Annotated in this window: 25 protein-coding genes; 13 read left to right on the plus strand and 12 right to left on the minus strand. The window is 65.6% G+C overall.

The window, feature by feature from the left end; all coding sequences use genetic code 11:
- Positions 1-5: 5 nt before the first annotated feature.
- Positions 6-1,643: a chaperonin GroEL gene (gene groL, locus ACVJGD_RS34315; protein ID WP_456638354.1), complete on the minus strand. Its 1,638-nt coding sequence runs from the start codon at positions 1,641-1,643 to the stop codon at positions 6-8.
- A 185-nt stretch (positions 1,644-1,828) separates the two neighbouring features.
- Positions 1,829-2,125 carry a co-chaperone GroES gene (locus ACVJGD_RS34320; RefSeq protein ID WP_027580177.1) on the minus strand — a complete coding sequence of 99 codons (297 nt, stop codon included), beginning with the start codon at positions 2,123-2,125 and terminating at the stop codon, positions 1,829-1,831.
- Between the two features lie 344 nt (positions 2,126-2,469).
- On the opposite strand from ACVJGD_RS34320, the gene ACVJGD_RS34325 reads away from it, so the two are divergent.
- Entirely contained in the window at positions 2,470-2,985 is a 516-nt protein-coding gene (locus ACVJGD_RS34325; RefSeq protein WP_456638355.1) for a hypothetical protein, read from the plus strand.
- Between the two features lie 165 nt (positions 2,986-3,150).
- On the opposite strand, the gene ACVJGD_RS34330 is transcribed toward ACVJGD_RS34325, so the two are convergent.
- Complete coding sequence (locus ACVJGD_RS34330; protein ID WP_456638356.1) at positions 3,151-3,939, minus strand: protein phosphatase CheZ; 789 nt, start codon at positions 3,937-3,939, stop codon at positions 3,151-3,153.
- A 302-nt stretch (positions 3,940-4,241) separates the two neighbouring features.
- Between ACVJGD_RS34330 and ACVJGD_RS34335 the strand changes: the two genes are divergently transcribed.
- A complete protein-coding gene (locus ACVJGD_RS34335) occupies positions 4,242-5,033 on the plus strand; it encodes a L,D-transpeptidase family protein (RefSeq protein ID WP_456638357.1) in 792 nt (263 codons plus the stop codon).
- A 201-nt stretch (positions 5,034-5,234) separates the two neighbouring features.
- Here ACVJGD_RS34335 and ACVJGD_RS34340 read toward each other — a convergent pair whose 3' ends face one another.
- The 6 genes from ACVJGD_RS34340 to ACVJGD_RS34365 form a co-directional block, all read right to left on the minus strand.
- On the minus strand, positions 5,235-6,071 hold the full coding sequence (locus tag ACVJGD_RS34340; RefSeq protein ID WP_456638358.1) for a DUF2076 domain-containing protein: 837 nt from the start codon (positions 6,069-6,071) through the stop codon (positions 5,235-5,237).
- Between the two features lie 132 nt (positions 6,072-6,203).
- Positions 6,204-7,049 carry a ChbG/HpnK family deacetylase gene (locus ACVJGD_RS34345; RefSeq protein WP_456638359.1) on the minus strand — a complete coding sequence of 282 codons (846 nt, stop codon included), beginning with the start codon at positions 7,047-7,049 and terminating at the stop codon, positions 6,204-6,206.
- Complete coding sequence (locus ACVJGD_RS34350) at positions 7,046-8,092, minus strand: glycosyltransferase family 2 protein (protein ID WP_456638360.1); 1,047 nt, start codon at positions 8,090-8,092, stop codon at positions 7,046-7,048. Before ACVJGD_RS34350 ends, ACVJGD_RS34345 begins: the two co-directional genes overlap by 4 nt.
- Positions 8,093-8,166: 74 nt before the next feature.
- Positions 8,167-9,144: an ATP phosphoribosyltransferase gene (gene hisG / locus ACVJGD_RS34355; RefSeq protein WP_456638361.1), complete on the minus strand. Its 978-nt coding sequence runs from the start codon at positions 9,142-9,144 to the stop codon at positions 8,167-8,169.
- Positions 9,141-10,304, minus strand: coding sequence for an ATP phosphoribosyltransferase regulatory subunit (locus ACVJGD_RS34360; RefSeq protein ID WP_456638362.1), 1,164 nt, complete (start codon positions 10,302-10,304; stop codon positions 9,141-9,143). Before ACVJGD_RS34360 ends, hisG begins: the two co-directional genes overlap by 4 nt.
- Before the next feature lie 170 nt (positions 10,305-10,474).
- Positions 10,475-11,224, minus strand: a complete 750-nt coding sequence (locus ACVJGD_RS34365) for a 16S rRNA (uracil(1498)-N(3))-methyltransferase (RefSeq protein WP_456638363.1) — start codon at positions 11,222-11,224, stop codon at positions 10,475-10,477.
- Positions 11,225-11,467: 243 nt separating this feature from the next.
- Here ACVJGD_RS34365 and ACVJGD_RS34370 point away from each other — a divergent pair, with 243 nt between their 5' ends.
- Both ACVJGD_RS34370 and ubiA read left to right on the plus strand, forming a co-directional pair.
- Positions 11,468-12,148: a hypothetical protein gene (locus tag ACVJGD_RS34370; protein WP_456638364.1), complete on the plus strand. Its 681-nt coding sequence runs from the start codon at positions 11,468-11,470 to the stop codon at positions 12,146-12,148.
- Complete coding sequence (ubiA, locus tag ACVJGD_RS34375) at positions 12,145-13,071, plus strand: 4-hydroxybenzoate octaprenyltransferase (RefSeq protein ID WP_456638365.1); 927 nt, start codon at positions 12,145-12,147, stop codon at positions 13,069-13,071. Before ACVJGD_RS34370 ends, ubiA begins: the two co-directional genes overlap by 4 nt.
- A 148-nt stretch (positions 13,072-13,219) precedes the next feature.
- Here ubiA and ACVJGD_RS34380 read toward each other — a convergent pair whose 3' ends face one another.
- Positions 13,220-13,744, minus strand: coding sequence for a DUF6101 family protein (locus ACVJGD_RS34380; RefSeq protein WP_456638366.1), 525 nt, complete (start codon positions 13,742-13,744; stop codon positions 13,220-13,222).
- 251 nt (positions 13,745-13,995) lie between these two features.
- Between ACVJGD_RS34380 and ACVJGD_RS34385 the strand changes: the two genes are divergently transcribed.
- From ACVJGD_RS34385 to ACVJGD_RS34415, 7 genes are all read left to right on the plus strand, one after another.
- Positions 13,996-15,381 (plus strand): TldD/PmbA family protein, encoded by a 1,386-nt coding sequence (locus ACVJGD_RS34385; RefSeq protein WP_456638367.1) that lies wholly within the window; start codon positions 13,996-13,998, stop codon positions 15,379-15,381.
- Positions 15,368-16,177, plus strand: coding sequence for a 3'(2'),5'-bisphosphate nucleotidase CysQ (locus ACVJGD_RS34390; protein ID WP_456638368.1), 810 nt, complete (start codon positions 15,368-15,370; stop codon positions 16,175-16,177). The genes ACVJGD_RS34385 and ACVJGD_RS34390 overlap by 14 nt, the downstream gene beginning before the upstream one ends.
- A 53-nt stretch (positions 16,178-16,230) precedes the next feature.
- A complete protein-coding gene (locus ACVJGD_RS34395; RefSeq protein ID WP_454616885.1) occupies positions 16,231-16,482 on the plus strand; it encodes a DUF4170 domain-containing protein in 252 nt (83 codons plus the stop codon).
- A complete protein-coding gene (locus tag ACVJGD_RS34400; protein WP_456638369.1) occupies positions 16,479-17,192 on the plus strand; it encodes a lysophospholipid acyltransferase family protein in 714 nt (237 codons plus the stop codon). Before ACVJGD_RS34395 ends, ACVJGD_RS34400 begins: the two co-directional genes overlap by 4 nt.
- Entirely contained in the window at positions 17,155-18,489 is a 1,335-nt protein-coding gene (locus tag ACVJGD_RS34405) for a 3-deoxy-D-manno-octulosonic acid transferase (protein ID WP_456638370.1), read from the plus strand. Before ACVJGD_RS34400 ends, ACVJGD_RS34405 begins: the two co-directional genes overlap by 38 nt.
- Positions 18,482-19,513 carry a tetraacyldisaccharide 4'-kinase gene (gene lpxK / locus ACVJGD_RS34410; protein WP_456638371.1) on the plus strand — a complete coding sequence of 344 codons (1,032 nt, stop codon included), beginning with the start codon at positions 18,482-18,484 and terminating at the stop codon, positions 19,511-19,513. Before ACVJGD_RS34405 ends, lpxK begins: the two co-directional genes overlap by 8 nt.
- A gap of 153 nt (positions 19,514-19,666) precedes the next feature.
- Positions 19,667-21,004, plus strand: coding sequence for an IS1182 family transposase (locus ACVJGD_RS34415; protein ID WP_456638372.1), 1,338 nt, complete (start codon positions 19,667-19,669; stop codon positions 21,002-21,004).
- A 324-nt stretch (positions 21,005-21,328) separates the two neighbouring features.
- Here the strand turns inward: ACVJGD_RS34415 and ACVJGD_RS34420 are convergent, their stop codons facing one another.
- Complete coding sequence (locus ACVJGD_RS34420) at positions 21,329-21,556, minus strand: DUF2093 domain-containing protein (RefSeq protein WP_456638373.1); 228 nt, start codon at positions 21,554-21,556, stop codon at positions 21,329-21,331.
- 186 nt (positions 21,557-21,742) lie between these two features.
- Between ACVJGD_RS34420 and ACVJGD_RS34425 the strand changes: the two genes are divergently transcribed.
- Positions 21,743-22,585 carry a dienelactone hydrolase family protein gene (locus tag ACVJGD_RS34425; protein WP_456640462.1) on the plus strand — a complete coding sequence of 281 codons (843 nt, stop codon included), beginning with the start codon at positions 21,743-21,745 and terminating at the stop codon, positions 22,583-22,585.
- Here the strand turns inward: ACVJGD_RS34425 and xseA are convergent.
- Positions 22,582-24,198: an exodeoxyribonuclease VII large subunit gene (gene xseA / locus ACVJGD_RS34430; RefSeq protein ID WP_456638374.1), complete on the minus strand. Its 1,617-nt coding sequence runs from the start codon at positions 24,196-24,198 to the stop codon at positions 22,582-22,584. The genes ACVJGD_RS34425 and xseA overlap by 4 nt on opposite strands.
- A gap of 182 nt (positions 24,199-24,380) precedes the next feature.
- On the opposite strand from xseA, the gene purD reads away from it, so the two are divergent.
- Positions 24,381-25,661, plus strand: a complete 1,281-nt coding sequence (purD, locus tag ACVJGD_RS34435; RefSeq protein WP_456638375.1) for a phosphoribosylamine--glycine ligase — start codon at positions 24,381-24,383, stop codon at positions 25,659-25,661.
- Positions 25,662-25,745: the final 84 nt, after the last annotated feature.

Consider the following 25,745-nt stretch of genomic DNA (forward strand, 5'->3'; position numbering starts at 1 on the left):
GGGCCTCAGAAGCCCATGCCACCCATGCCGCCGCCTCCTGGCGGCATGGCCGGCGCCGGCTCCTTCGGCAGTTCGGCGACCATGGCTTCCGTCGTCACCAGGAGGCCCGCGACCGAGGAGGCGTCCTGCAGCGCGGTCCGCACGACCTTGGCGGGATCGATGATGCCCTCCTCAACCAGGTCGACATATTCCTCGGTCTGGGCGTCGAAGCCGAAGGTCTCGGACTTGTTCTCGAGGATCTTGCCGACCACGATCGAGCCTTCGACACCGGCATTTTCCGAGATTTGGCGTACCGGGGCCTCCAAGGCCTTCAGCACGATGTTGATGCCGGCCTGGACGTCGGAATTGTCGTTGGAGAGACGGCCGACCGCCTTCTTGGCGCGCAGCAGCGCCACGCCGCCGCCGGGCACGATGCCTTCCTGCACCGCGGCGCGGGTTGCGTTCAGCGCATCCTCGACGCGGTCCTTCTTCTCCTTGACCTCGACCTCGGTGGCGCCGCCGACACGGATCACCGCGACGCCGCCGGCGAGCTTGGCCAGCCGCTCCTGCAGCTTCTCGCGGTCGTAGTCGGAGGTGGTCTCCTCGATCTGCGCCTTGATCTGCGTGACGCGGGCGTCGATGTCGGCCTTCTTGCCGGCGCCGCTGACGATCGTGGTGTTCTCCTTGTCGATCACGACCTTGCGGGCGCGGCCAAGCATCTTGATGGTGACGTTCTCGAGCTTGATGCCGAGCTCTTCGGAGATAAGCTGGCCGCCGGTCAGGACCGCGATGTCCTCCAGCATCGCCTTGCGGCGGTCGCCGAAGCCCGGTGCCTTGACGGCGGCGACCTTCAACCCGCCGCGCAGGCGGTTGACCACCAGCGTCGCCAGCGCCTCGCCCTCGACGTCTTCGGCGATGATCAAGAGCGGCCGGCCGGACTGCACCACCGCTTCCAGCACCGGCAGCATCGCCTGCAGGCCGGACAGCTTCTTCTCATGCAGGAGGATGTAGGCGTCCTCGAGCTCGGCGGTCATCTTCTCAGCATTGGTGATGAAATAGGGCGAGAGATAGCCGCGGTCGAACTTCATGCCTTCGACGATGTCGACCTCGGTCACCAGCGACTTGTTCTCCTCGACCGTGATCACGCCCTCATTGCCGACCTTCTGCATGGCCTGGGCGATCATCTTGCCGATCGCGGTGTCGCCATTGGCCGAGATGGTGCCGACCTGGGCGACCTCGGAGGAGGCGGCGACCGGTTTGGCGCGCTTCTCGAGGTCCTTGACCACGGCGGCGACCGCGATGTCGATGCCGCGCTTGAGGTCCATCGGGTTCATGCCGGCGGCAACCGCCTTGCCGCCCTCGCGCACGATCGCCTGCGCCAGCACGGTCGCGGTGGTGGTGCCGTCGCCCGCGGTGTCGTTGGTCTTGGAGGCGACTTCGCGCAGCATCTGCGCGCCCATGTTCTCGAACTTGTCCTCGAGCTCGATCTCCTTGGCGACGGTGACGCCGTCCTTGGTGATGCGCGGGGCACCGAAGCTCTTTTCGATGACGACGTTGCGGCCCTTCGGGCCGAGCGTGACCTTCACCGCATTGGCAAGGACATCGACGCCGCGCAGCATGCGCTCGCGGGCTTCTCCGGAAAATTTAACGTCTTTGGCAGCCATATCTTGCTCCTGGAATGATTGAGGGCAGATGGGCCGCGCTCTTCAACCGTCATTGCCGGGCAAAAGCGCGAAGCGCGTCTTCACCCAATTTTCCGGCAATCCATCCTTACTGAAGAACGATGGGTGCCCGGATCAAGTCCGGGCATGACAGTGGAGAGCGCGGCTGTTTTGCTTGAGTTTGCGGCTTAGACCAGCACGCCCATGATGTCGGACTCCTTCATGATCAGGAGTTCCTCGCCGTCGAGCTTGACCTCGGTGCCCGACCATTTGCCGAACAGCACACGGTCGCCGACCTTGACGTCGATCGGGATCAGCTTGCCGGTCTCGTCGCGGCCGCCCGGCCCGACGGCGGTGACTTCGCCCTGCGAGGGCTTTTCCTTGGCGGTGTCGGGGATGATGATGCCGCCCTTGGACTTCTCTTCGGCTTCGATGCGCTTGACCACGACACGGTCATGCAGCGGGCGGAATTTGGATTTAGCCATGACGTTCCCTCTTGGAGGCTCGGTTTCAGGTCTCATTCATCGAGGCCGGGATTGAATGCCGGCCGGTCGATGGCTTGCGGGCAGGTATCCGGCGCCTTAGCAATCGTCGCGCCAGAGTGCTAATTTGTGGGCCGGGAAATATGGCTTGGCGCCTTTCCTGTCAAGCAAAGTGGTTAAGGCCTTGGTGAGGCCAATATAGGATGCTGCAACAAAACCAAATCAGAGCCTGGGTTGGAGTCTTTGCGTCATCGTTTCGACGTCATTGCTCTGCCTTACGTTTTACGCTTGGCTGCAGGACGGGTGCGGCCCAAGGTGCGGCCCAAGGATATTTTGGGGGAGTACGGATGATCGGATCAGATGACGCGCGCGCGGTTGCGAAATTTGCGACCGTTTCGGCGCTGACGCTTCTGTTGAGCGCGTGCAGCAGCGTCAACCTGCCGTCGCTGTCATCCAACCCGGAGCCCGCCCCCGAGCCGGGGGTGGCGCCGGAAATGCCCGCTACCATCCGCTCCGACGAGATCGTCGGCCGCTGGGGGCTGGCCTCCTACCAGAACCCCGCGGACCGCGCCCGCACCGAGAAGATGGCGCGCGACCAGTGCAAACAGCCTTACGTCATCGGCGCCGGCCAGACCGGCGGCGTGATCATGCATCTGGCCGACCAGGCCACCCCGCAGGAACTGCGACTGAAGGGCTCTCCGAGCGGCAAGAACTATATCGGCCCGCCGGGTCCGGCCGGCACCGAGCAGGACCGCGAGATCGTGTCCTTCGACGGCCGCGTGATGGTCACCCGCTTCGTCGACAAGGACGCCGCCGTCCGCTACGGCAACATGGTCTACGTCCGCTGCGCGCCACGGGCGTGAGCCTTCGGCGCCTGCTTCCGTCATTGCGAGGAGCGAAAGCGACGAAGCAATCCATGCCTCAGCAAGCGGAGAGATGGATTGCTTCGCTTCGCTCGCAATGACGCCGAGAAACAAAAAACGCCGGCATCGCGCCGGCGTTTTGCGTCGTTCCTGTGAGCATTCCGCTCAGTCGAACATCGCGTCGATATCGTCCTGCGAGGCGTGGCCGATGTCGCCGTCGAGCTTCGGGCCGTTGAGCAGGCGGGCATCGCCCTCGCGGGTGTCGATGATCGGCGGCGCGTGCGCCTTGATGGCATCGACACCGCCCCAGATATCCATCATCGCGTTGATGTGCTGCTCGATGAACTTCATCGTGCTCATCACCTTGCTGATGCGCTGGCCGGTGAGGTCCTGGAAGTTGCAGGCCTCGAAGATCGCCACCACGCGCTCCTGGATATCCTCGGTGAGCAGTTTCTGCTGTTCGGGCGAGGCGACCTTGGTCAGCGCGGTCGCGGCCTGGTCGATCGCCTCGGTCGCCTCGAGGATCTGCTGGGTCGCCTGTTCGGTGCCGCCGACGACGGCGCCGAGCTCGCCATTCACCTTGGCCATCTCCTGGCCGTCAAAGCTCTTGCCGTGCAGCACCGCGATCTCGCGCTTGGTGCGGTTGATGGCATCGTGGATCAGGTCGAGCTCGACCTTCAGCTTCTCGCATTGCTCGATCTGCGCGCGATAGGTATCGAGCAGCGCGTGCGCTTCCGCGACCTCGCGCGCTACCGCCGCCTCGGCGACTTCGGTTGCGGCCGGCCGCTGGGCATGGACGCCGAGCGCCATCTGCGCGCGGATGGAGCGAAGCTCCGCCATGATCTCCCGATGCATTGGACCGATTTCGCCGCCTTCCACCGTAACCGGTGCCGGCATCGGCATGTCGCCCATAACGGCTTGTTCAACACGAAAACGCTTACGATTAATCGACATGAGACTATTCCCGCCCCCTTCACTCCCACTGTTCTACGCAGAAGCGATTTAATACGGAGTTCACATGGGAATGTTTTGCCGCCTGCGTTTCGCGTCGCGCCGCATACCGGCGATTAACCATGTGCGTCCTGCATTTAAGCAAAATAAACGCTAATTCCGAAATCCGCGCCCGATTGCCGACGTGGTGAATCCGAACGCTCGATACGTTTACCAAACCGATGCGGTTTTGATTTTGATTGGTCGCGCGCCACGGCGTCCCACGCCGGAGGCTTACGATTGACGAAACAGTACAGAGTACGTCGATGAAGAAAATAGTCTTTGCGCTTATTGCCGGCGCGTCGTTCCTGCTTGCCGCTCCGCATCAGGCGTTTGCGATCGATGGCGCGCCGCTTGCCGAGCCGACCGTGATCTACTCCTACCGGGCGCCGCCTCAGCCGGTGCGCAGGGCTTCCAACATGGGCGGCGGCTTCATCGAATTCCTGTTCGGCGACGGTCCCGACCAGGGCTACCCGCCATCCTACGAGCAGCAGCCGATGTATCAGCAGCAGCCGGGCTATTATGGCGGACGGCGCACCATGCTGCCGCCGATGGATCCGCAACAGCCGATGATGCGCCAGGAGGAGGCCGCCGATCCCGCGCAGCGGCCGTTCGATCCGAGGTATGAGAAGCAGCTTGTCGATTATGACGGCAAGGAAGGTCCGGGCACGATCGTCGTCGATACCCCGAACAAGTTCCTTTATCTCGTGCAGGCCGACGGCAAGGCCTTGCGCTACGGCATCGGCGTCGGGCGTCCCGGCTTCACCTGGTCGGGTGTCAAGACGATCTCCGCCAAGCGCGAATGGCCGGACTGGACTCCGCCTCCGGAAATGCTGGCGCGTCGCCCCGATTTGCCCAGGCACATGGTGGGCGGTCCGGAAAATCCGCTCGGCGCGCGCGCGATGTATCTCGGCTCCTCGCTCTATCGCATCCACGGCTCGAACGAGCCCTGGACCATCGGCACCAACGTTTCCTCCGGCTGCATCCGCATGCGCAACGAGGATGTCATCGACCTCTACGGCCGCGTCAATGTCGGCACCAGGGTCGTGGTGATCTAGTGATGCTGTCGTCCCGGGCAAGCGAAGCGCAGACCCGGGACCCATAACCCCAGCTATTCCTATTGGATGAAGCTGGGGCCACCAGTTCGCGCAACCACACCCATTGGTGGTTATGGGTCCCGGGGTCAAGCCCGGGACGACGGATAAAGAGAAACGGCCGCTCTCTCGAGCGGCCGTTCTGCTTTTCAATCCGCACGCGGCTTACGCGTAGTCGCTGCCGCCGTCGTCGCCGCCGTCATCGAACCCATCGTCGTCATCGTCGGGACCATATCCATCGTCGTCGTCGTTATTGTTGTTCGACGCCTGGTCGTACAGGCCGGAGCGCGAGTCGTTGTCGCGTCCACCGGAGCCGATGTCGTTGACGCCGGCGTCGCGCGCAAGATTGCCGCCGGACTGGTCATTGCCCCACGCCTTGCTGTCGCCGACATTGCCGGAGTCCCCGAACGCCTGGTGACCACCGCCACCGCCCATCAGCCCGCGGATGCTGTTCATCAGCAGCGAACCACCGACCACGCCGGCAGCCGCTGCCGCGGCGGTGCCGAGGAACGAGCCGCCGCCACCGCCGAACGGACCCGCTTGCGGCGCGCCATAGGGCTGGGCCTGCTGGCCGTAAGGCGGCTGGCCATACGGCGGCTGGCCGTAGGATCCTGGACCCTGCGCCTGCTGCATCGCCTGGCCGCTATTCCAGACCGGGCGGCTGCCGGGCTCCGGCGGGCGCACCGGCGGAACCGAGCCGCGCGACTGATTCTGGTTCTGGCCGAAGATCGCATCGCGCATCGAATCGAGGAAGCCGCCGCCTTGGCCCTGCTGCTGCTGTCCGCCGCCGAGCTCCGCTTCCAATTGCTGGATGTGGTCGTTGGCGCGCTTCAGCGCCTCGTCCTGCACCAGAGCGGTCTGCACCAGCGCATAGGCGGCGTTCGGCGCCTTGCGCAGCCCTTCCGAGATGGCGGCCAGGGCCTCGGGATCACGCGGGGCGTTCTCCAGCTTGGCGAGCCGGTCGAAGAGATCGTCGATCAATTGGCGTTCTTGCGGGGTCATGGCCTTCTCCTCCATCGCGTCGACTGCGTCGAAGCGCGGAACATGTAGGGCCGCCATTGTGGCGCAAGGAGTGGGGCAGCGAATTAAATTTCAGTATGCGACAAAACGACCGGCGGATTTTCCTGCGCGCATTCAAGCCAGTGTAACATTGTTCGCCGCCAGCATTTCCGGGAAGTGCTCGCTGCCAAGAAACGCATGCTCTCTTTCGCGCTGGGTCGTCAGCGGATCGAGCTCCCTGAGCATCTCATCGACAAAGCCGGGATGGCACATCACAAGTCCGCCGTCGGGCAGTCCCTCGAGAAATTGTCGCATCAGGGGACCGAAATCGGGCGATCCCGAAAAATCATAGGCGCCGGCAAAAGCCGGGTTGAAGGGAATGCCGGCGCGTCGTGCGCGCTTCCTGAACTGCGCGCTCAGCGTATCCAGCACCAGCGCTTTCGGCGCGCGCATGCGCTGCGATAATGGCTGGTTGCGTCCGCCCTGCCGCACCCAGGCTCCGGGCGCGGCTTGCTTCACCGCGCGCAGGAAGGCGTCGCGCACCTGCGGAAACAATTGCACATGCTGATGGCCGTCCACAAAGTCAGGCGCGCGGCCGAACATGTCCTTGAAGGTTGCAAGCTGCTCGATGAGCTCGGCATGGATCATCTCGCGATCAAGCCGCCGGAGCAGGCCGGCGCGCAACATCTTCGCGAACGGAAGGAAGAGGCCGCCATTGACGGGCCGGAAATGCATGGTCAGCGGGCGGAATGGCGCGCTCAGCGTCGCGTGCAGGCCGATTGCGCAGCGCGGACTTTCGGCGGCAACGCTCTTCAGCGCCGCCACTTCGTCGCGGCCGACTGCCGTGCCCACCACCATCACCGAGGTCGCATTGAGACGGCCGCGCGCGATGAGATCGCGAATGCCGCGGTTGACGCCCTCGCTCAATCCGTAATCGTCGGCGCAGAGCCAGATCCGGCGCGGCTGCGCGGCGTCGTTCATTCCGCCGCGGTCCGTTCGCCGCCCGCAGCAGCCGCATCGGGGCCGGCGCGCTTCTCGCTATGTTCGGCGACGAAATAGATCGGCCGCGCCTTCAGCTCGGACAGGATCTTGCCGATATATTCGCCGACAATGCCGATCATGATGAGTTGCACGCCGCCGATCGTCATCAGTCCGATCACCAGCGAGGGATAGCCGGGCACCTGCTTGCCGGTCGTGAAGACCTCCCACAGGATCGAGAGCCCGAACAGGAAGGCCGCGGTCGCCAGCAGCACGCCGAGCAGGCTGGCGAAGCGCAGCGGCGCCACCGAGAACGATGTCAGTCCCTCGATCGACAGGCCGATCAGCCGCGTCGCGCTGAAGGTGGTGACGCCATGCGCGCGCGGCGCCGGCTCGTAGTCGACCCTGATCTGGCGGAAGCCGATCCAGCTTGCCAGGCCCTTGAAGAAGCGGTTGCGCTCGGGCAGTTGCCGCAGCGCCGCCACCGCACGCGGCGACAGCAGGCGGAAGTCGCCGGCATCTTCGGGGATCTTCTGCCGCGCGCCCCAGTTGATCAGCGCGTAGAAGCCGTGCACCGCAAGCCTGCGCAGGAACGGCTCGTTGTCGCGATGCGCCTTCGCGGTATAGACGACATCGTAGCCGTCATCGATCCAGTGCGAGACCAGTTTCTCGACCAGGGTCGGCGGATGCTGGCCGTCGCCGTCCATGAACAGCACGGCGCCGCGCCGGGCATGGTCGAGGCCGGCCATCAGCGCCGCCTCCTTGCCGAAATTGCGCGACAGCGACACCACCTGGACATCCAGCGTGTCGGGGGACAGCGAACGCGCGATCGAGAGCGTGTTGTCCTTGCTGCCGTCGTCGACATAGACGACTTCGCACGAGAGCCCGTAGCGGTCCTTCAGCGTCCGCGCGAGGCCGATCAATCGCTCATGCAGCAGCGCGAGCCCCGCGGCCTCGTTGTAGACGGGAACGACGATCGACAGCCCTTGCGCCGCGGCATCCGCCGTGGTGGTGGTCAGGCCGGAAACGTCAGAGCCCAGCGTCATCGATTAGGTTCCAGATCATCAACAATATATGGTAGCGCCCAGTAGCTGTCGCCACGATGAACGGGCGCGCGGCATCATTGCCGCAGGAACGCTTCGAGTCTGGCGAACAGCGGGTTCTCGCGGTCGAAGACGTAGTCGAGCGAGACCACCGACACCGTATCGGCGCCATGCTCGCGCAGGAAGCTGCCGAGCGGATAAAGCTGCGCCGGTGGGCAGTGCAGCGTCAGCATGCCTGACGAAGTCGGCCCGCCGAATGGGGCGACCACGCCGAAGCGGTTGTGAGCCTCCGCCAGCAATGCTGCATCGCATCCTTTGAATCGGGTGCGGACCTCGCGATATTTGTTCGCCCGGGCGCGAGCGGCGATGTGATCCAGGATGACGCGCGCGGCTTCGCGGGCCTCGGTCGACCAGTCGGCATCTTTCGAGGCGACGAGGTTGGCCTGGCTGCGCAGGATCACGCCGTCGTCCAGCACCTTCAATCCGTTGGCGGCGAGCGTCGCGCCGGTCGTGGTGATGTCGACGATCAGTTCCGCCGTGCCGACCGCCGGCGCACCTTCGGTCGCGCCTGCGCTCTCGACGATGCGATAGTCGAGGATGCCGCGGGAGGCGAAGAAGGTTCGGGTCAGATTGATGTACTTGGTCGCGATCCGCATCCGCCGGTGATGCTGCTCGCGGAAGCCCGTGGTGACGTCGTCGAGATCGGCCATGGTGCGCACGTCGATCCAGGCCTGCGGCACCGCGACCACCACATTGGCGTAGCCGAAACCTAGCCCGTCGATCAGGTGCACGCGCTTGTCGGCGTCCGCGATGCTCTCGCGCACGAGGTCCTCGCCGGTGACGCCGAGATGCACCATGCCGCGCGCGAGCTGCGAGGCGATCTCGCTTGCCGAGAGATAGGCAATCTCGACATTGTCCAGCCCGGCGATGGTGCCGCGATAGTCGCGTGCGCCGCCGGGCTTGGACAGCGTCAATCCGGCGCGGGCGAAAAACGCCTCGGCGTTCTCCTGCAAACGTCCCTTCGACGGGACCGCGAGAACGAAGGGCGCGCTCATGCCTTGCCTCCGCGCACAGGCTTGCCGAGCTGCGTCAGCGTTTCGATCCAGACGGAGAAGCCGACCGCCGGGATCGGCTGGGCCGAGCCGAGCTGTGTCATCAATCCATCATAGCGGCCGCCGGCGACCAGCGGCTCGGCGCCGTTGCCTTTGGCGTGCAGTTCGAACTCGAAGCCGGTGTAGTAATCCAGCCCGCGCCCGAACGAGGTCGAGAAGCGCGTTTCGCTCGTATCGATGCCGCGCGCGGCCATGAAGCCGACGCGGCGTTCGAACTCGTCGATCGCGCCGGAGAGGTCGAGCTTGGCGTCCTCAGCCAGCGTGCGCAGTTGCGCGATGGCGTCGTCCGGCTCGCCCGTGATCGACAGGAAGCGCTTGATGGTGGCGATCGCGTCGCGCGGCAGCGCGCCGGCCTTCAGCGTCGATTGTTCCAGGAAGCGGTCGGCGATCTCGGCGACGGTGCGGCCGCCGACATTGGTGGTGCCGGCGATCGACATCAGGTCGGTGACGAGCGCCAGCGCCGCCTTGCGGTCGGAGCCGGCGAGCGCGGCCAGCACGCCCTGATATTCATTGCGGCCGGGGCCACCCGCGAGCGTCAGCCGCTCGATATCCTCGGTGAGGCTGACCTTGCGGTTGAAATCCTTGATCAGGCGGCGGCGCCACACCGGATAGAGCCCGAGGGCCTCGATCAGCGCATTGAACAAGGCGACGTCGCCGGTACGAATCTCGACATCAGTCAGTCCGAACGCCGCCGTCGCCTCCAGCGCCAGCGCCAGCATCTCGGCATCGGCTGCGGCGCGGTCCTGGCGGCCGAATGATTCGATCCCAGCCTGCAGGAACTCGCTAGGCTGACCGCCGCGATAACGGAATACCGGCCCGAGATAGCTGAAGCCGGCCGGCCTCCCGGCCTGCGGCGAGGCCAGGTAATCGCGCGCCACGGGGATGGTCAGGTCCGGGCGCAGGCACAGGTCCTCGCCGCTCGCGTCGGTGGTGAGGTAGAGGCTCTTGCGGATACCCTCGCCGGAGAGGTCGAGGAACGGCTCGGCCGGCTGCAGGATCGCCGGCTCGGCCCTGACGTAACCGGCCTGCGCAAACGACAATAGCAGCGCATCCGCCCATGCGGCGGAGGTGGCGGCACCGCGTGTGGTGGCAGTTACGGTCATCTCGACGTCCAACTAGCCCGAAAGCGGGTTCCCGAAGTGGCCCAAGGGCGGTTCAAGGGTTTGCGGGCGAGCCCTTAGCACGGCAAAAGCGCTGTTTCGACCGGCATCGGCCAAATCGCTTAATGGGCCGTGCCTTACCGATTTAAGCCGGCATTGCCTAGCCCTTTGGCCTAGCCCTTTGGGCCCCAGTCCCCGAGTGCCGCCTGGACCAGCGCCAGCGCCGCGACCCCTGCGGTGTCCGCGCGCAGGATCCGCGGCCCCAGCGACAGCCGGAGGATTCTGGGCTGGCGCAGGAGCAGCGTCCGCTCTTCCTCGGCGAACCCGCCCTCCGGGCCGATCAGCACGTCGATGCCGTCGGTGGCAGCCCCCTGCTGCAGCGCCTGCAGGGGATCGCCGAGGTCGGCGGCCTCGTCGCAGAATACCAGGAGCCGGTCGCCCGCGCGCCGGCTGAGGAAGCGCTCGAGCGGGACGGGATCGGCGACCTCGGCGAGGGCGGTGATCCCGCATTGCTCGGCTGCCTCGATCACATTGGCGCGCATCCGCTCGCCGTTCACCCGCGAAACCTGGGTGAAGCGGGTCAGGACCGGCTGCAGGCGCGACGCGCCCATCTCGACCGCCTTCTGCACCATGTAGTCGAGCCGGGCGTGCTTTAAGGGCGCGAAGACATAGGCGATGTCGGGCAGGCGATCCTGTGGCCGGGTCTGGCGGTGGATGGTCAGCGTGTCCGCCCGCTTGCGGCCACTGATCTCGGCCTGCCATTCGCCATCGCGGCCGTTGAACGCCAGGATGGTGTCCCCAGCCTTCAGCCGTAACACGTTACCGAGATAGTTGCTCTGGTCGCGGTCCAGCGGGACGGTTTCGCCCGCCTGCAGGGGCGCATCGACGAACAGGCGAGGGGCGCGAAAGTCGTAGTCCGGCATCTGTTAATGTTCCGTCGGAGGCATGATCCGGAAAAGTGGAAACCGGTTTTCCGAACAGATCATGCCCAAAGAGTCCGCGCTTTTAGCCTAAAGCGCTAGAATCCGTAGCTTATTTTTGATCGATGGCGCGGCGTGACGCCGCGCTGTTGCCCCAATCCACGGGTTGTTAAGGATCGGCTGGAATCGTAAAAAGCCGCATGGAAATTGTGCTTCGCTTGGAAGCCGGCTGCCGGAGAAATATCCTTGATGACCCGCCTGATGGTGTCGCTGACGGTTGCCGCCGTGGTGCTCCACGCCGGCCAGGCCTTTGCGCAGGGCGCATTTCCCGCGCCGCTGCCCGGTCAGCAGGCCGCAGCGCCTGCTAACGCCTCGCCCTTCCCGCCGGTCAACGGCGCAGCTCCGTCCGCGTCGATCGGCGCGCCTTCGGCCTTCCCAAGCCAAGGTGCAACTCCGCTTGCGGGCGGCGGTGGCGGGTTTGCACCACCGCAGCCCCCATCTGCGGGCGCGGGCCCGTCGGATGCCTGCATGAAGGGCTTCATCCCCTTGCGCGAGGAGACCGAGCGGCGCGGCAAGCTGATCAAGGTCGCCGGCGAAAAGAAGGCTGGACCGGACGAGGCCTGCAAGCTCATCGGCAATTACAGCCAGGCCGAGCTGAAGATGATGAAATACGTCAAGGACAACTCGGCGAAATGCGGAATCCCGCCGCAGATCCTCGAGCAGCTCCAGAACGGCCACAAGAACACCGAGGCGATGCAGAAGAAGGTCTGCGCGGTGGCGCAGCAGATGGCGACACAGGCGCGCGGGCCGGCCGGCCCGACCTTGAGCGAAGTGCTGGGGTCTGCCTCCGCACCCGAGGCGACGCCAACCCGCAGCAAGGGCGGCAGCACCTTTGACACGCTGAACGGCAACGTGCTGTCGCGATGAGCGACGTCACCGCCCGTGTTGCCGATGCGACCGGCAACTGGGTCGACACCCACGCGCCGTCCTGGTCGCGGCCTTACTTGCGTCTCTCCCGCTTCGACCGGCCGATCGGCTCGTGGCTGTTGTTGATGCCGTGCTGGTGGTCGGCGGCGCTCGCGGCCGGCATCGCCCATGACCTCCGCCAGCTCCCGCTTGTCATCCTGCTGTTCTTCATCGGCGCCTTCGTGATGCGCGGCGCGGGCTGCACCTGGAACGACATCACCGACCGCAATCTCGATGCGAAAGTGGAGCGGACGCGGTCGCGGCCGATTCCGGCGGGGCAGGTGAGCGTGACGCAGGCGCTGATCTTCCTGGTCGTGCAGGCGCTGATCGGTCTCGTGGTGCTGCTGCAGTTCAATCGTTTTGCGGTCATGACCGGCATCGCCTCGCTCATCATCGTCGCGATCTATCCGTTCATGAAGCGCATCACCTGGTGGCCGCAGGTGGTGCTGGGGCTCGCCTTCTCCTGGGGCGCCCTGATGGGATTTGCCGTCATCCTCGAGCGCATCGATCTGACCGCATTGACGCTCTATGCCGGCTCGATCGCCTGGGTGATCGGCTACGACACCATCTATGCGCATCAGGACGCCGAGGACGACGCGCTGATCGGCATCAAGTCGACGGCACGCCTGTTCGGCGCAGCGACGCACAAGATGCTCGCGGTGTTCTATTCGCTCGCGGTTGTCCTGATCGGCACGGCGCTCGTGCTCGCGGGCGCGCGCTGGTTCGCGTGGATCGGCCTCGCCGCCTTCGCGGTGCATCTGGCCGTCCAGATAAAGCGGCTCGACATCAGGGATCCCGCGTTGTGCCTGCGCATCTTCAAGTCCAACCGCGACGCCGGCCTCATCCTGTTCGCCGGCCTGCTCGTTGACGCCGTGATGCGCTGACGCGTCCCGGTCATTCCGGGGCGCGCCTCTTAGCGCGAGCCCGGAATCCATCGGGCCGCATGTACTGGTGGTGAAATGGATTCCGGGCTCGCCGCTTCGCGGCGCCCCGGAATGACGGCGCGTGTTGTGGTGCGAGCCGTCGTCCCGCTCAATCCCGCGCGATGATCTCGCGTTCGCCGCGATGGACGCGGGCCGCATCGAGCGCGCCACCGCTACAACGGCGCACCAGGAATCGCGGGCGGCGCGTGTGAATGACGTTGCGGCGCCTTCGCCGGGCCGCAGGCTCGCGCGGCGCCTGCTCGCTCAGTTGCGGCAGGCGGAGCACGTCGCTCCACATCTGCCAGGCGCTTTCGATCTCGTCGCGATCGGAACTGACGCCAAGCGGAATCGTGAGTGACGGATCGCGGTGGACGAGCGTCAGTAGCTGCTCGTCGCCGAAGTCGCGCAACGCGACGCCGATGAAGTCGCTGACGCGAAGATTGACGGCCATCCGCATGCCTTTGACGGCACGGCGCAGCACGACGCGTTCGTGGTGAAGTTCAACCTGCCGCACGCCGCCGTCCGCGCGGACGTCCTGCGCATGGAAGCTGAGCGGAAGAGAAAGCGGGTCGAGCCGTTGCACACGGCCCGACCCGGCGGGGTTGAGCCCGCCTGTTGCTGTTTGACGCCTCACGGCTTTATCTCCCCGCCGGGATTATGTTCCCGGTCGATGCGCGAGACCTTAGCGCAGCCGTTTCCGGATCAGCTTAAAAAGGCTGGTTAAAGAGAGGTCAAAGGCGCACATGCTTGACGAGACCTTGACGGGCTCAAGCAATTCTTCTTCATCGCGCCGGCAAAATGCTTGAAATCGCTGCAAATCCGGCACATTTGGTGGGCTTGGCGCGTCGCGTTCCGTCGGGCCCCTTCAATGTCAGGAATCTGTTCGTGAACCCTTCACCATCGCTAGCCGAGAAATCCGCGACCGGCCTGTTCGACCAGTCGGCCTTGAGTGAACTGGCGCAGCGTCTCGTCGAAGCGGCCAAGCGCGCCGGCGCGGATGCGGCGGATGCGATCGCGGTGCGCGGCGTTTCACAGAGTGTCGAGGTGCGCGACGGGCGCGTCGAGGAGTCCGAGCGCTCCGAAGGCGACGATGTCGGTCTGCGCGTGCTGGTCGGCCAGCGCCAGGCGGTGGTCTCGACCAATGATGTCACTGGCGATGGGATCGCCAAGCTTGCCGAGCGCGCCGTGGCGATGGCGCGTGTCGCGCCCGACGACAAATATGTCGGGCTCGCGGATCCCGCGCTGCTCGCGCGCGACTTCCCCGATCTCGACCTGCTCGACCGCAACGTGCCGTCGACCGCGGAACTCGAACGCCGCGCCACCGAGGCGGAAGCCGCGGGGCTCGCGGTGAAAGGCGTGACGAAGTCCGGCGGCGCGTCGGCTTCCTCCGGCATCGGCGGCATGGTGCTGGTGACCTCGACCGGTTTCCATGGTTCCTATCTGCGCTCGAGCCAGGGCATCTCGATGACCGCGATCTCGGGCGAGGGCACCGGCATGGAGCGCGACTATGATTTCACGAGCGCGCTGCATGCATCCGATCTCGCAACGCCTGCAAGCGTCGGCCGCAAGGCGGCCGAGCGCGCGGTGGCGCGCACCAATCCGCGCAAGGTCGAAACCTGCAAGGTGCCTGTCGTCTATGATCCGCGCGTTTCGAATTCGCTGGTTGGCCATCTCGTCGGCGCCATCAATGGCGCATCGATCGCGCGCAAGACCAGTTTCCTGAAGGATCGTCTCGGCCAGCAATTGTTCGCCAGCAACGTCCGCATCATCGATGATCCCCTGCGCGTGCGAGGCCTGCGCTCGCAGACCTTCGACGCCGAGGGCGTCAAGGTGAAGAAGACGGCCCTCATCGATGAAGGCGTGCTCACCACCTGGCTGCTCGATTGCGCGACCGCGCGCGAGCTCGGCATGGTCACGACGGGACATGCGCATCGCGGCGTCTCCTCGGTGCCGTCGCCGGGGGCCTACAATCTACATCTCGAGCCGGGCTCGGCGACGCCGAAGGAACTGATCGCCGACATCAAGCAGGGCTTTTATGTCACCGACCTGATCGGCTCCGGCGTCAACGGTGTGACCGGCGACTATAGCCGCGGCGCCTCTGGCTTCTGGGTCGAGAACGGCGAGATCACCTACGCCGTCAGCGAAGTGACCATCGCAGGGCACCTGCTGGCGATGTTCAAATCGCTGGTCGCCGCGAACGATCTGGAATTCCGCTACGGCGTGAATGCACCGACCTTGCGCATCGAGGGACTGACGCTTGGCGGACGCTGATACGGACGACGCGATCCTGGCGCGCGACGCCGGTCTGCTGGCGGAGACGGTGCGGGACGCGGGGGCGCTGGCGCTCTCGCTGTTTCGCACCGAGTTGAAGAACTGGATCAAGGGCGCCTCTTCGCCGGTGTCGGAGGCCGATATCGCGGTCAACGACCTGCTCGAGCAGCGCCTGCGTTCGGCGACGCCGGATTACGGCTGGCTGTCGGAAGAGAGCGCCGACGACCAGGCGCGGCTTGGCAAGCGCCTGGTGTGGATCGTCGATCCCATCGACGGCACCCGTTCCTATCTGGCCGGGCGCGAGGACTGGTGTGTCAGCGTGGCGCTGGTCGAAAATGCCTCGCCCGTGCTGGCGGCGGTATTCGCGCCCGCCAGCGAGGAGTTCTTCTTCGCGGTGCGCGGGCAGGGCACCACGCGCAATGGCATCGCGGTCCGCGCGGCCGCGGGCACCGATCTCGATTTCTCCCGCATGGCCGGCCCGAAGCCGCTCCTGCAGCGACTGAGCCCTTCGACGCATGAGATCACGCTGCATCCGCGAATCGGTTCGCTGGCGCTCAGACTATGCCGGGTCGCGCATGGCGCGCTCGACGCGGCCTTCGCCGGCGGCAATAGCCACGACTGGGACCTTGCGGCGGCGAATTTGATCGTGCAGGAAGCGGATGGTAAGATGACCGCGCTTTCGGGGGATGCGATTGAGTATAATCGCCGGGAGCTGGCGCATGGGGTGCTGGTGGCAGCGGGACAAGATCGTCATGCACGTATTGTCGAGCATTTTCGCAACCGCCCGTTGCACTGACCGCCTCGCGCCACAGGACTTCCCTGCCGGGCATCTCATCAGGAAAAACCGTTATGTCAGATAGTGCCCAGCCGCAGCAATTATTGCATCTCGTCATCGGTGGCGAGCTGATCGACCTCCAGCACAACACCTTCAAGGATCTCGATCAGGTCGAGATCGTCGGCGTCTATCCGAACTACGCCAGCGCTCACGCGGCCTGGAAGGCAAAGGCGCAGCAGACCGTGGACAACGCCCATATGCGCTATTTCATCGTCCACCTCCATCGGCTGCTCGATCCGGGTCAAGACACAAAGCCTTCCCTTTGAAACGACTGATTCGCGATTTTCTGCGCAGCGGCCTCGTGCAGCGTGCGCTGGGCCTGCTTGCGGCCGAATATCTGCGGCTGGTCTGGCTGACCAACAGGTTCAGCTTTGAGCCGCCTGACGTCTACGAGCAGGTGGAACCGCAGATGCCCTGCATCTTCGTGTTCTGGCACGGCCAGCACCTGATGACCCCCTTCATCCGGATCAGGGGGAGCTACCGCGCCAAGGTCCTGATCTCGCGCCATCGCGACGGCGAGTTCAACGCGATTGCGGCCGAGCGGCTCGGCGTCGGCACCATCAGGGGGTCGGGCGATCATTCCGGCAGTTTTCACCGCAAGGGCGGTGTCGGCGCTTTCAGGGAGATGGTGAAGGCGCTGGAGGAGAAGTGGAACGTCGCGACCACCGCCGACGTGCCCAAGCGCGCCCGGGTCGCCGGCCTCGGCGTCATCATGCTGGCCCGCGAGTCGGGCCGGCCGATCATGCCTTTTGCCATGGTTACCAGCCGGTTCATCCGGTTGAAAAACTGGGATTCCACCACCATCAATTTGCCATTCGGAAGGGGCGCATTGGTGGGCATCGATTCCGTGGAGGTGCCGCCCGACGCCGACGCCGCGACCATGGAAACGCTGCGGCTCAGGGTGGAGGCTTTGCTGAACGAAGCGACCCGAAAGGCCTATGCCGCCGTCGGGCGTCCGGAGGGAGCGCTTGGCTAACTCGCTGCCGATGACGTTGCGGGTCTACCAAAGACTATCGTCCGCGATGGTCCCGCTCGCGCCTGCGCTGATCCGGCGGCGGCTGAAGCTCGGCAAGGAGGATCCGGCCCGCGTCGGCGAACGGCGTGGCGTGAGCGCCGATGTGCGGCCGCACGGCCCGCTGGTGTGGATCCATGGCGCCAGCGTCGGCGAGGTGCTGGCAGCGGCGGCGCTGATCGAGAAACTGCGCGAGCTCAACCTGCGCATCCTGCTCACCTCCGGCACCGTCACCTCGGCGGCCATCGTCGCCAAGCGCTTCCCGCCTGACGTCATCCATCAATACGTGCCCTATGATTCCCCGCGCTATGTCGCCCGCTTTCTCGATCACTGGCGGCCGTCGCTGGCGCTGTTCATCGAGTCGGATCTGTGGCCGAACCTGATCCTGTCGAGCTCCGCGCGCCGCCTGCCCATGGTGCTGATCAACGGACGGATGTCGCAGCGCTCGTTTCCGCGCTGGCAGCGGATGTCGAACACGATCTCGGCCTTGCTCGACCGCTTCGACATCTGCCTGGCGCAGTCGAGGATGGACGGAGAACGCTTTTCGGCGCTCGGCAGCCGCAACGTTGTCATCACGGGCAACCTCAAGCTCGACGTCGCAGCGCCGCCGGCCGATCCTGCCAAGCTGGAAAGGCTGATGTCGGTGACGCGCGGCCGGCCGATCGTGGTCGCGGCCTCCACCCATCCCGGCGAGGAAGAGCAGCTCGTGGAAGCGCATCGCGCGCTTGCGGGTTTCTTTCCCTCGCTGCTCACGGTGATCGTGCCGAGGCACCCGGATCGCGGCGAGGCGGTCGCGCGTGTCGTCGAGGCGGCCGGCCTGCACGGTGCGCTGCGCTCGCGCGAGGAACTGCCGATTGCGACCACCGACATTTATATCGCCGACACCATGGGCGAGCTCGGCCTGTTCTATCGGCTGGCGCCGATCGTGTTCATGGGCGGCTCGCTGGTTCCGCACGGCGGCCAGAACCCGATCGAGGCGGTGAAGCTCGGCGCCGCGATCGTGCACGGCCCGCACGTCTTCAATTTCACTGACGTCTATGAGGCGCTCGACCGTGCCGGCGGCGCACGGCGCGCCGAGACGCAGGACGCATTGGTGAAGCAGCTCGGCCGGTTGCTGGACGATGCCAAGGCGCGCGAAGCCGCGCTGGGGGCCGCCGAACATGTGGTGCGGCAACTTGGCGGCGCGCTGGAGCGCACGCTTGCGGCGCTCGAACCGTATCTGTTGCAGTTACGGATCGAGATGGGAGCCGCCAATGCGTGAGCCGGCCTTCTGGCACGGTCCGGCATCTTGGAAATCGCATCTGTTGCAGCCGCTCGCCGCGCTCTACGGCGCCATCGCCGCCAAGCGCATGCAGCGCAAGGGGATTGACGCCGGCATTCCCGTGTTCTGCGTCGGCAATTATCACACCGGCGGCGCCGGCAAGACGCCGACAGTGCTGGCGCTGGCGAAACTGTTGCGCGATCTCGGCGAAGTGCCGGTCGTGCTCAGCCGCGGTTATGGTGGCCAATTGCGCGGACCGGTGAAGGTCGATCCTGCCACACATTCCGCCGCCGATGTTGGCGATGAACCGTTGATGCTCGCCGAGCAGCTACCGGTCGTGATCGCGCGCGACCGCGCCGACGGCGTTGCGCTGGCGAAGTCGCAAGGCGCGAGCGTGCTGGTGATGGATGACGGCTTTCAGAACCCGGCGGTCGCCAAGGATGCCTCGATCGTCGTGATCGACAGTCACCGCGGACTCGGCAATGGCAAAGTGTTTCCGGCCGGTCCGTTGCGTGCGCCGCTCGCGCCGCAGATCGCGCGCACCGACGCGCTCGTCGTGGTCGGCGACGGCGCCGCGGCAAAGATGCTGGCGACCGAGATTGCCGTGCGCGGAAAGCCGGTGCTGACGGCGCGACTGCGCCCGGACGATGCATCGCTGACCTCGCTGCAGGGCCGGCGCGTGCTCGCCTTTGCCGGCATCGGCGATCCCGCGCGCTTCTTCAACACCCTCAGGAAGAGCGGCATCGACGTCATCAAGGAGAGTGCATTCCCCGATCACCACGTGTTCTCGAAGGCCGACATCGATGCCCTGCTGTCGGAGGCCACACGCGACGGGCTGACATTGGTGACCACGGAAAAGGATCTGGCGCGGCTCAAGCTGCGCGGCGAGTCGCCCGTCTGGGCGCAGGCGGTGGTGCCGTTCGCTGTGACGCTGGAGTTCGAGGACGGAGCCGCATTGCGGAAATTCGTCGCGTATAGCCTATTCAAAGCGCGCGAACGCGGTTTCCAAGAGACCAATTCGTAGCCTGGGTACGCTTCACTCCACCCGAGCTACAGAACGCAAGCGGCCACACGTGACGCCCTCATCCTGAGAGCGTGAGAATCTTTAGGCAATGAGCATTTGCCACAGCCGCGGTGCTGTGATTCGCTTGCATTGCGCGCGAGGCAGGGGCTGACGATGGCTGACGAGCAATTGTTCGAGGGGTTACCTGAGCAGGAAAGACCGCAGGCCGAAGGGCGTGGTGCGCTGCGGCTGCGGGTGCCGGAACGCAGTCAGATCGGCATGCAGGTGGCGGCATTGGACGATCTGATCTCGGAGGATCATCCGGTCCGCTCGGTCTGGGCGTTCGTCGAGGGGCTGGATCTGTCGGCGTTGCACGAGGTGATCAAGGCGCGCGAGGGCCAGCCCGGACATCCGCCAGCAGCACCGGAACTGATGTTGGCGCTTTGGCTGTGGGCCACGGTCGATGGGGTGGGCAGCGCCCGCCAACTGGATCGGCTGTGCCGCGATCATCTGGTCTATCGCTGGTTATGCGGCGGGGTGTCGATGAACTATCACAGCCTGTCGAACTTCCGGATCGCGCATATGGCAGTTCTGGAGCGGCTGCTGGCGCAGGGGGTCGCATCCATGGTGGAAGCTGGCCTGGTGTCGCTCGACACGTTGGCGCAGGATGGCTTGCAGGTGCGCGCGGGTGCCGGGGCGAGTTCCTTCCGCCGGCGCGCGCGGCTTGATGATCTGCTCACCGCGGCGCAGACGCGGGTGGCGCGCCTGCGCGCTGAAGCCGAGACGGATCCGGCGGCTGGCGATCGTCGCCAGCGGGCGGCGAAGGCGCGTGGCGCCCGCGAGCGCGAGGCGCGGATCGCGGCGGCGCAGCAGCGCATGAAGGAACTGGAGGTCGAGCGGGAGCGGCGCGAGAAGACCAACAAGAACCAGGTGGCCAAGCAGAAGGAGCCGCGCGCTTCGACCACCGATACCGACGCGCGGGTGATGAAGATGGCCGATGGTGGGTGGCGTCCGGCTTATAACATGCAGATCATCTCGGCGCCGGAACACCAGGTGATCGTTGCGGTCGACATCGATACCAGCGGCTCGGATCGCGGCCTGGCGCAACCGGGGATCGAGACGGTGCACGCTGAAGGCTACGACCCCTCCAACTATCTGGTCGACGGCGGCTTCACCAAGAACGACGACATCGAGTGGGCCCACGCCAAAGATATCAAACTGTGGTGCCCGGCGGGGCAAACCAGGCACGGCACCGACCCTTATGCGCCGAAGCAGGGTGACGGTGTTGGCGTCGCGGATTGGCGTGAACGCATGCAGAGCAAGGACGGTAAGGCATTCTACCGACTGCGCGCCGAGCACGAATGCATCAATGCCCATGCCCGCCGCATGGGACTGCGCCAGCTAACCCTGCGCGGCAAGATCAAGGCCCGCCTCCATCTGCTGTGGTTCGCCGTCGCTCACAACATGATGCGCTTCCTCGCCTTGCACGCCAAGGCGCAGGTCGCGGCATGAACAGAGGCGTCCACGCCAGCAGGTGCCCACAAAGCGCCGCAGCAGCCGCAGCACCGGCCCGGAGGTCAGATCGCGGTCATTCGGCGCCGGCTCAACCGAAAAGCTTTACGGTCTGTGCCTTCCAGCCCATCACATGTAAAATTCTCCGGACAAGGCGAATCATTCTCACCCTCTGAGGAGGCCGCGAAGCGGCCGTCTCGAAGGATGGGCCCGGGAGCGAGAGCGGGGCCTCATGGTTCGAGACGCGCTACGCGCTCCTCACCATGAGGGTCTGGCATCGCGCCCGCGGAGCAGCCCGTAACCCGGGCTACGAACGAATGCGCGCTATCCCTGCTGCTTCAGCGCCGCGGGAAAATGCCGCTGCAGCACTGCGCCTGGGGTTGCATAGGGCTCTTGCAGATCGACGCTCCAATACTTCAGCTCGTCGAGCGGGATCCGTACGTCCGTGATGGCGCAGCGGACATAGGTTCCCGGCGAGATCACGCGGAAATCGCCATCCAGATATTGCACCTGCGCTTCGCCATGACCCGAGGGACCGAACTTGTTCAGCACTATGAAACTCTCCGCCCGGCCTAAACCCAAGGCCTCGTTGGGGTTGCGATTTATACCTACCATAAATAGGCTGTAATGTCCGCAGGTTAAACCACCGACTTGTGATGAATTGCGGCCAGACTGCATGATAGTTTCGCAAGTATGGTCCGCTCGGTCAGCAGCGACACCATGATCCGGCCAATTGAGATGCGGTTTTTGTCAGCAGCCATTTTCCTGACGCTCGTTGCCGTGGCTTCCGCCGCGACGGCGGCGCCGCTGCCCGCTCCGCACCAGGTCGATATTCCCGCCATCAATCTCACGTTGCACGCGCAGCTCTATAAGCCCGATGGCAACGGCCCGTTTCCGACCGTGATTGCGCTGCATGGCTGCGGCGGTCTCACCGGGCGTTCGGAGCCGGTCTTGCCGCGCTACCGCGACTGGGCGGAACAATTGCTCAGGGCCGGTCACGCCGTGCTGTTGCCCGACAGCTACGGCTCGCGCGATCTCGGCCCGCAATGCCGCGTCAAGGAGCGGGAACGGCACGTGCTGGCGCGCCGCGAGCGGGTCGCCGATATCGTGGCGGCGCGGCAATGGCTGATGCAGCAGCCCTGGGTGGCGCATGAGCGCATCAGCCTGATCGGCTGGGCCAACGGCGCCAGCGCGCTGTTATGGGCCGTGCGGCCGCAACTCCTGTCGCGCGGCACCGAGCCGGATTTCCGTTCGGCGATCGCGTTCTATCCGGATTGCCGGCTGTCCTCCAGGCTCGGCTGGAGCACGCGGGTGCCGACCTTGGTCATGATCGGCGGCAACGACGATGTGAGCTCGCCGCCGGCCTGCCACCAGATGGTCGACGGCGCGCGCGGCCGCAGCGCGCTGGCCCGGATCATCGTCTATCCCGGCGCCTATCACGACTTCGACCTCGCCAACCTGCCGCTGCACGCGATTGCCGAAGCGACCGATGCCGCGGTGCCCGAGGGCGGCCACGTCGGCACTGATAAGGCGGCGCGCACCGACGCCCAGAAACAGGTCTCCGCCTGGCTCGCGCGCTAGAACAGGCTGCCCTGGTCGACCGGCTTTGCTATCCGCTTTGGCGTCGGCTTCGAGTCGCGCGTGACCGGTTTGGGCTGGGCGGGAGGCGCTGCGGCGGCAGGGCGATCGGCATCAGCGGTGGCGGCCACCCGGCCGTCGGCGAATTCGATCGACAGTTGCGCATTCGGCCCGACGCTGGCCGCGGCATGCACCGGATGTCCCGCGTCGTCGCGTACCAGCGCAAAGCCGCGCGTGAGCACGCTGCGATAGGACAGGGCCGCCAGCAATTTTCCGCTCTGGCCGACGCGCGCATCCAGCCGCTGCAGCAGCGTGACCATGGCGCGCTGCGCGCGCTCGGCGAGCCGATGGGTGCGTTCGCGCTGGCGAGCGATCGCATTGCGCTGCGCCTGCGCATTGGCGAGCTTGGAAGCCTTGAAGCGAACTTCGAGGCCGGTAAAGCGCTCGCGCCGGCTGCGCAGGAGCGAGCGTGCCGAGAGCGCTATCCGCTCGCCCGACACGGTCAGGCGTTGCCTGGCATGCGAAATCTGCCCGTGCAGCACGCGCAGCGTCAGCCGGCCGCTGGTGGACGCGAAGCGGCGGAAATGCGCGTGCGTGTTCGCCTTCAACCCGCGCGGCAACGCGGCACCGAGATGATCCAGCCGCTGCCGCGGAATTGCCAAAAGTTCGCTCGGCGCCGGCAGCGCGCGCGCGGCGGCCCGCAATTCGTTGCGGCGGGCCTCCTGGCCGCGCTGCCAGCACACGGACGCGCGCCGGGCAAGGGCTGCGACCTCGGCAAGCAATTCGCTGCGCACCGGCACCGCCATTTCGGCCGCCGCCGTCGGCGTCGGCGCGCGCTTGTCGGCGGCGAAATCGATCAGCGTGATGTCGGTCTCGTGGCCCACAGCCGAGATCAGCGGGATCATGCTGTCGGCGGCGGCGCGGACCACGATCTCCTCGTTGAAGGACCAGAGGTCCTCCAGCGAACCGCCGCCGCGCGCGACGATCAGAAGATCGGGTCGCGGGATCCTTCCGCCTTCGCCCAGCGCGTTGAAGCCGCGGATCGCGGCGGCGACCTGCTCGGCGGAGCCGTCGCCCTGCACCTTGACCGGCCACACCAGCACGCGGCGCGGAAAGCGGTCCTCCAGGCGATGCAGGATATCGCGGATCACGGCGCCGGTCGGCGAGGTGACGACACCGATCACTTCCGGCAGCCAGGGCAATAGCTGCTTTCGCGCCTCGTCGAACAGGCCTTCGGCGGCGAGCTTCTTCTTGCGCTCCTCCATCAGCGCCATCAGCGCGCCGATGCCGGCCGGCTCCAGCGCCTCGATCACGATCTGGTATTTGGAGGAGTTCGGATAGGTGGTGAGCTTGCCGGTCGCGATGACCTCGAGCCCCTCCTGGGGCTTGAAGCGCATGCGGGCGTGGGCGAACTTCCAGATCACCGCCTCGATCTTGGCGTTCTCGTCCTTCAGCGCGAAATAGCAATGGCCGGAGGAATGCGGGCCGCGGAAGCCCGTGATCTCGCCGCGGACCCGGACATGGCCGAACCGGTCCTCCACCGTTCGCTTCAGCGCGGAGGACAGTTCCGAGACGGTGAATTCGGGCGCATTGAGCAGATTCGGTGCAGTGGTCATATCACCTGATAGAATCGGGCTTTTCGGGCGCGGGCGCAAGGTCCCGGGGTGATAACCAGGCCGTCCGGCCACATATCCACATCAGGCCCAAGATCTTGCCCAAGCCATTCCTTGCGGCGGCGTGATGCCGTGCTAAACCGTCGCGCTACGGCGCGGCAACCCTTAATTCTGACTGCAATCGCATGAACATTCTCCTGATCGGTTCCGGCGGCCGCGAACATGCGCTGGCGTGGAAGATCGCCGCCTCTCCACTGCTGACAAAGCTGTGGTGCGCCCCTGGCAATGCCGGAATCGCGCGCGAGGCCGAATGCGTGGCGCTCGAAGCAGCCGATCATTCCGCCGTGATCGAATTCTGCAGGCGCAACGAAGTCGATCTCGTCGTGATCGGTCCGGAGATTCCGCTCGCCGCCGGGATCGTCGATGATCTTACTGCCGCCGGGATCAAGGCGTTTGGCCCGAGCAGGCAGGCTGCGCAGCTCGAGGGGTCCAAGGGTTTCACCAAGGATCTCTGCCGCGAGTTCAACATTCCGACCGGCGCCTACCGCCGCTTCGACAATGCCAATGACGCGCTTGCCTATGTGCGGGCGCAGGGCGCGCCGATCGTGGTCAAGGCTGATGGCCTCGCCGCTGGCAAGGGCGTCGTGGTGGCGAAGACCGTGGGCGAGGCGGAAGCGGCCATCGCGATGATGTTCGAGGGCGCGTTTGGCTCGGCCGGCACCGAGGTCGTGATCGAGGAGTTCCTGTCCGGCCGCGAGATCAGCTTCTTCGCGTTGTGCGATGGCGAGACCGCGATCCCGCTTGCCTCCGCGCAGGACCACAAGCGCGTGTTCGATCACGACGAGGGGCCGAACACCGGCGGCATGGGCGCCTATTCGCCGACGCCGTTCGTGACGCCTGAAATCCACGACCAGATCATGGCGCGGATCATCCTGCCGACCGTCGCCGGCATGAAGCAGCGCGGCATTCCATTCCGCGGCGTGCTCTATGCCGGCGTGATGCTGACGGAGCAGGGCCCAAAGCTGTTTGAATACAATGTCCGCTTCGGCGATCCCGAATGCCAGGTGCTGATGCTGCGGATGATGTCCGACATCGTGCCGGCCTTCCTCGCCGCCTGCGACGGGCAGTTGAAGAATTTCGACCTGCGCTGGTTCCCCGAGCCGGCGCTGACCGTCGTGATGGCCGCCAAGGGCTATCCTGGCGACTACAAGAAGGGCACGCGCATCGAAGGGCTCGACGAGGCCGCCCAAATCGAGGGCGTGGAGATCTTCCACGCCGGCACGATGGAGAAGGATGGCGCGATCCTCGCCAATGGCGGCCGCGTGCTCAACATCTGCGCGTCGGCCACGACCGTGACGGAAGCCAAGCAGCGTGCTTACGCCGCGATCGACCGCATCCGCTGGCCGGACGGCTTTTGCCGCCGCGACATCGCCTGGCAGGCGGTGGAGGCCGAGCAGGGCGGCTGACTCACTCGTCATACGCGGGCTTGACCCGCGTATCCATCTTCAAAAGAATCAACTTGCGGGACGGATTGCCGGGTCAGGCCCGGC

This window comes from Bradyrhizobium sp. USDA 10063, from assembly GCF_054063735.1.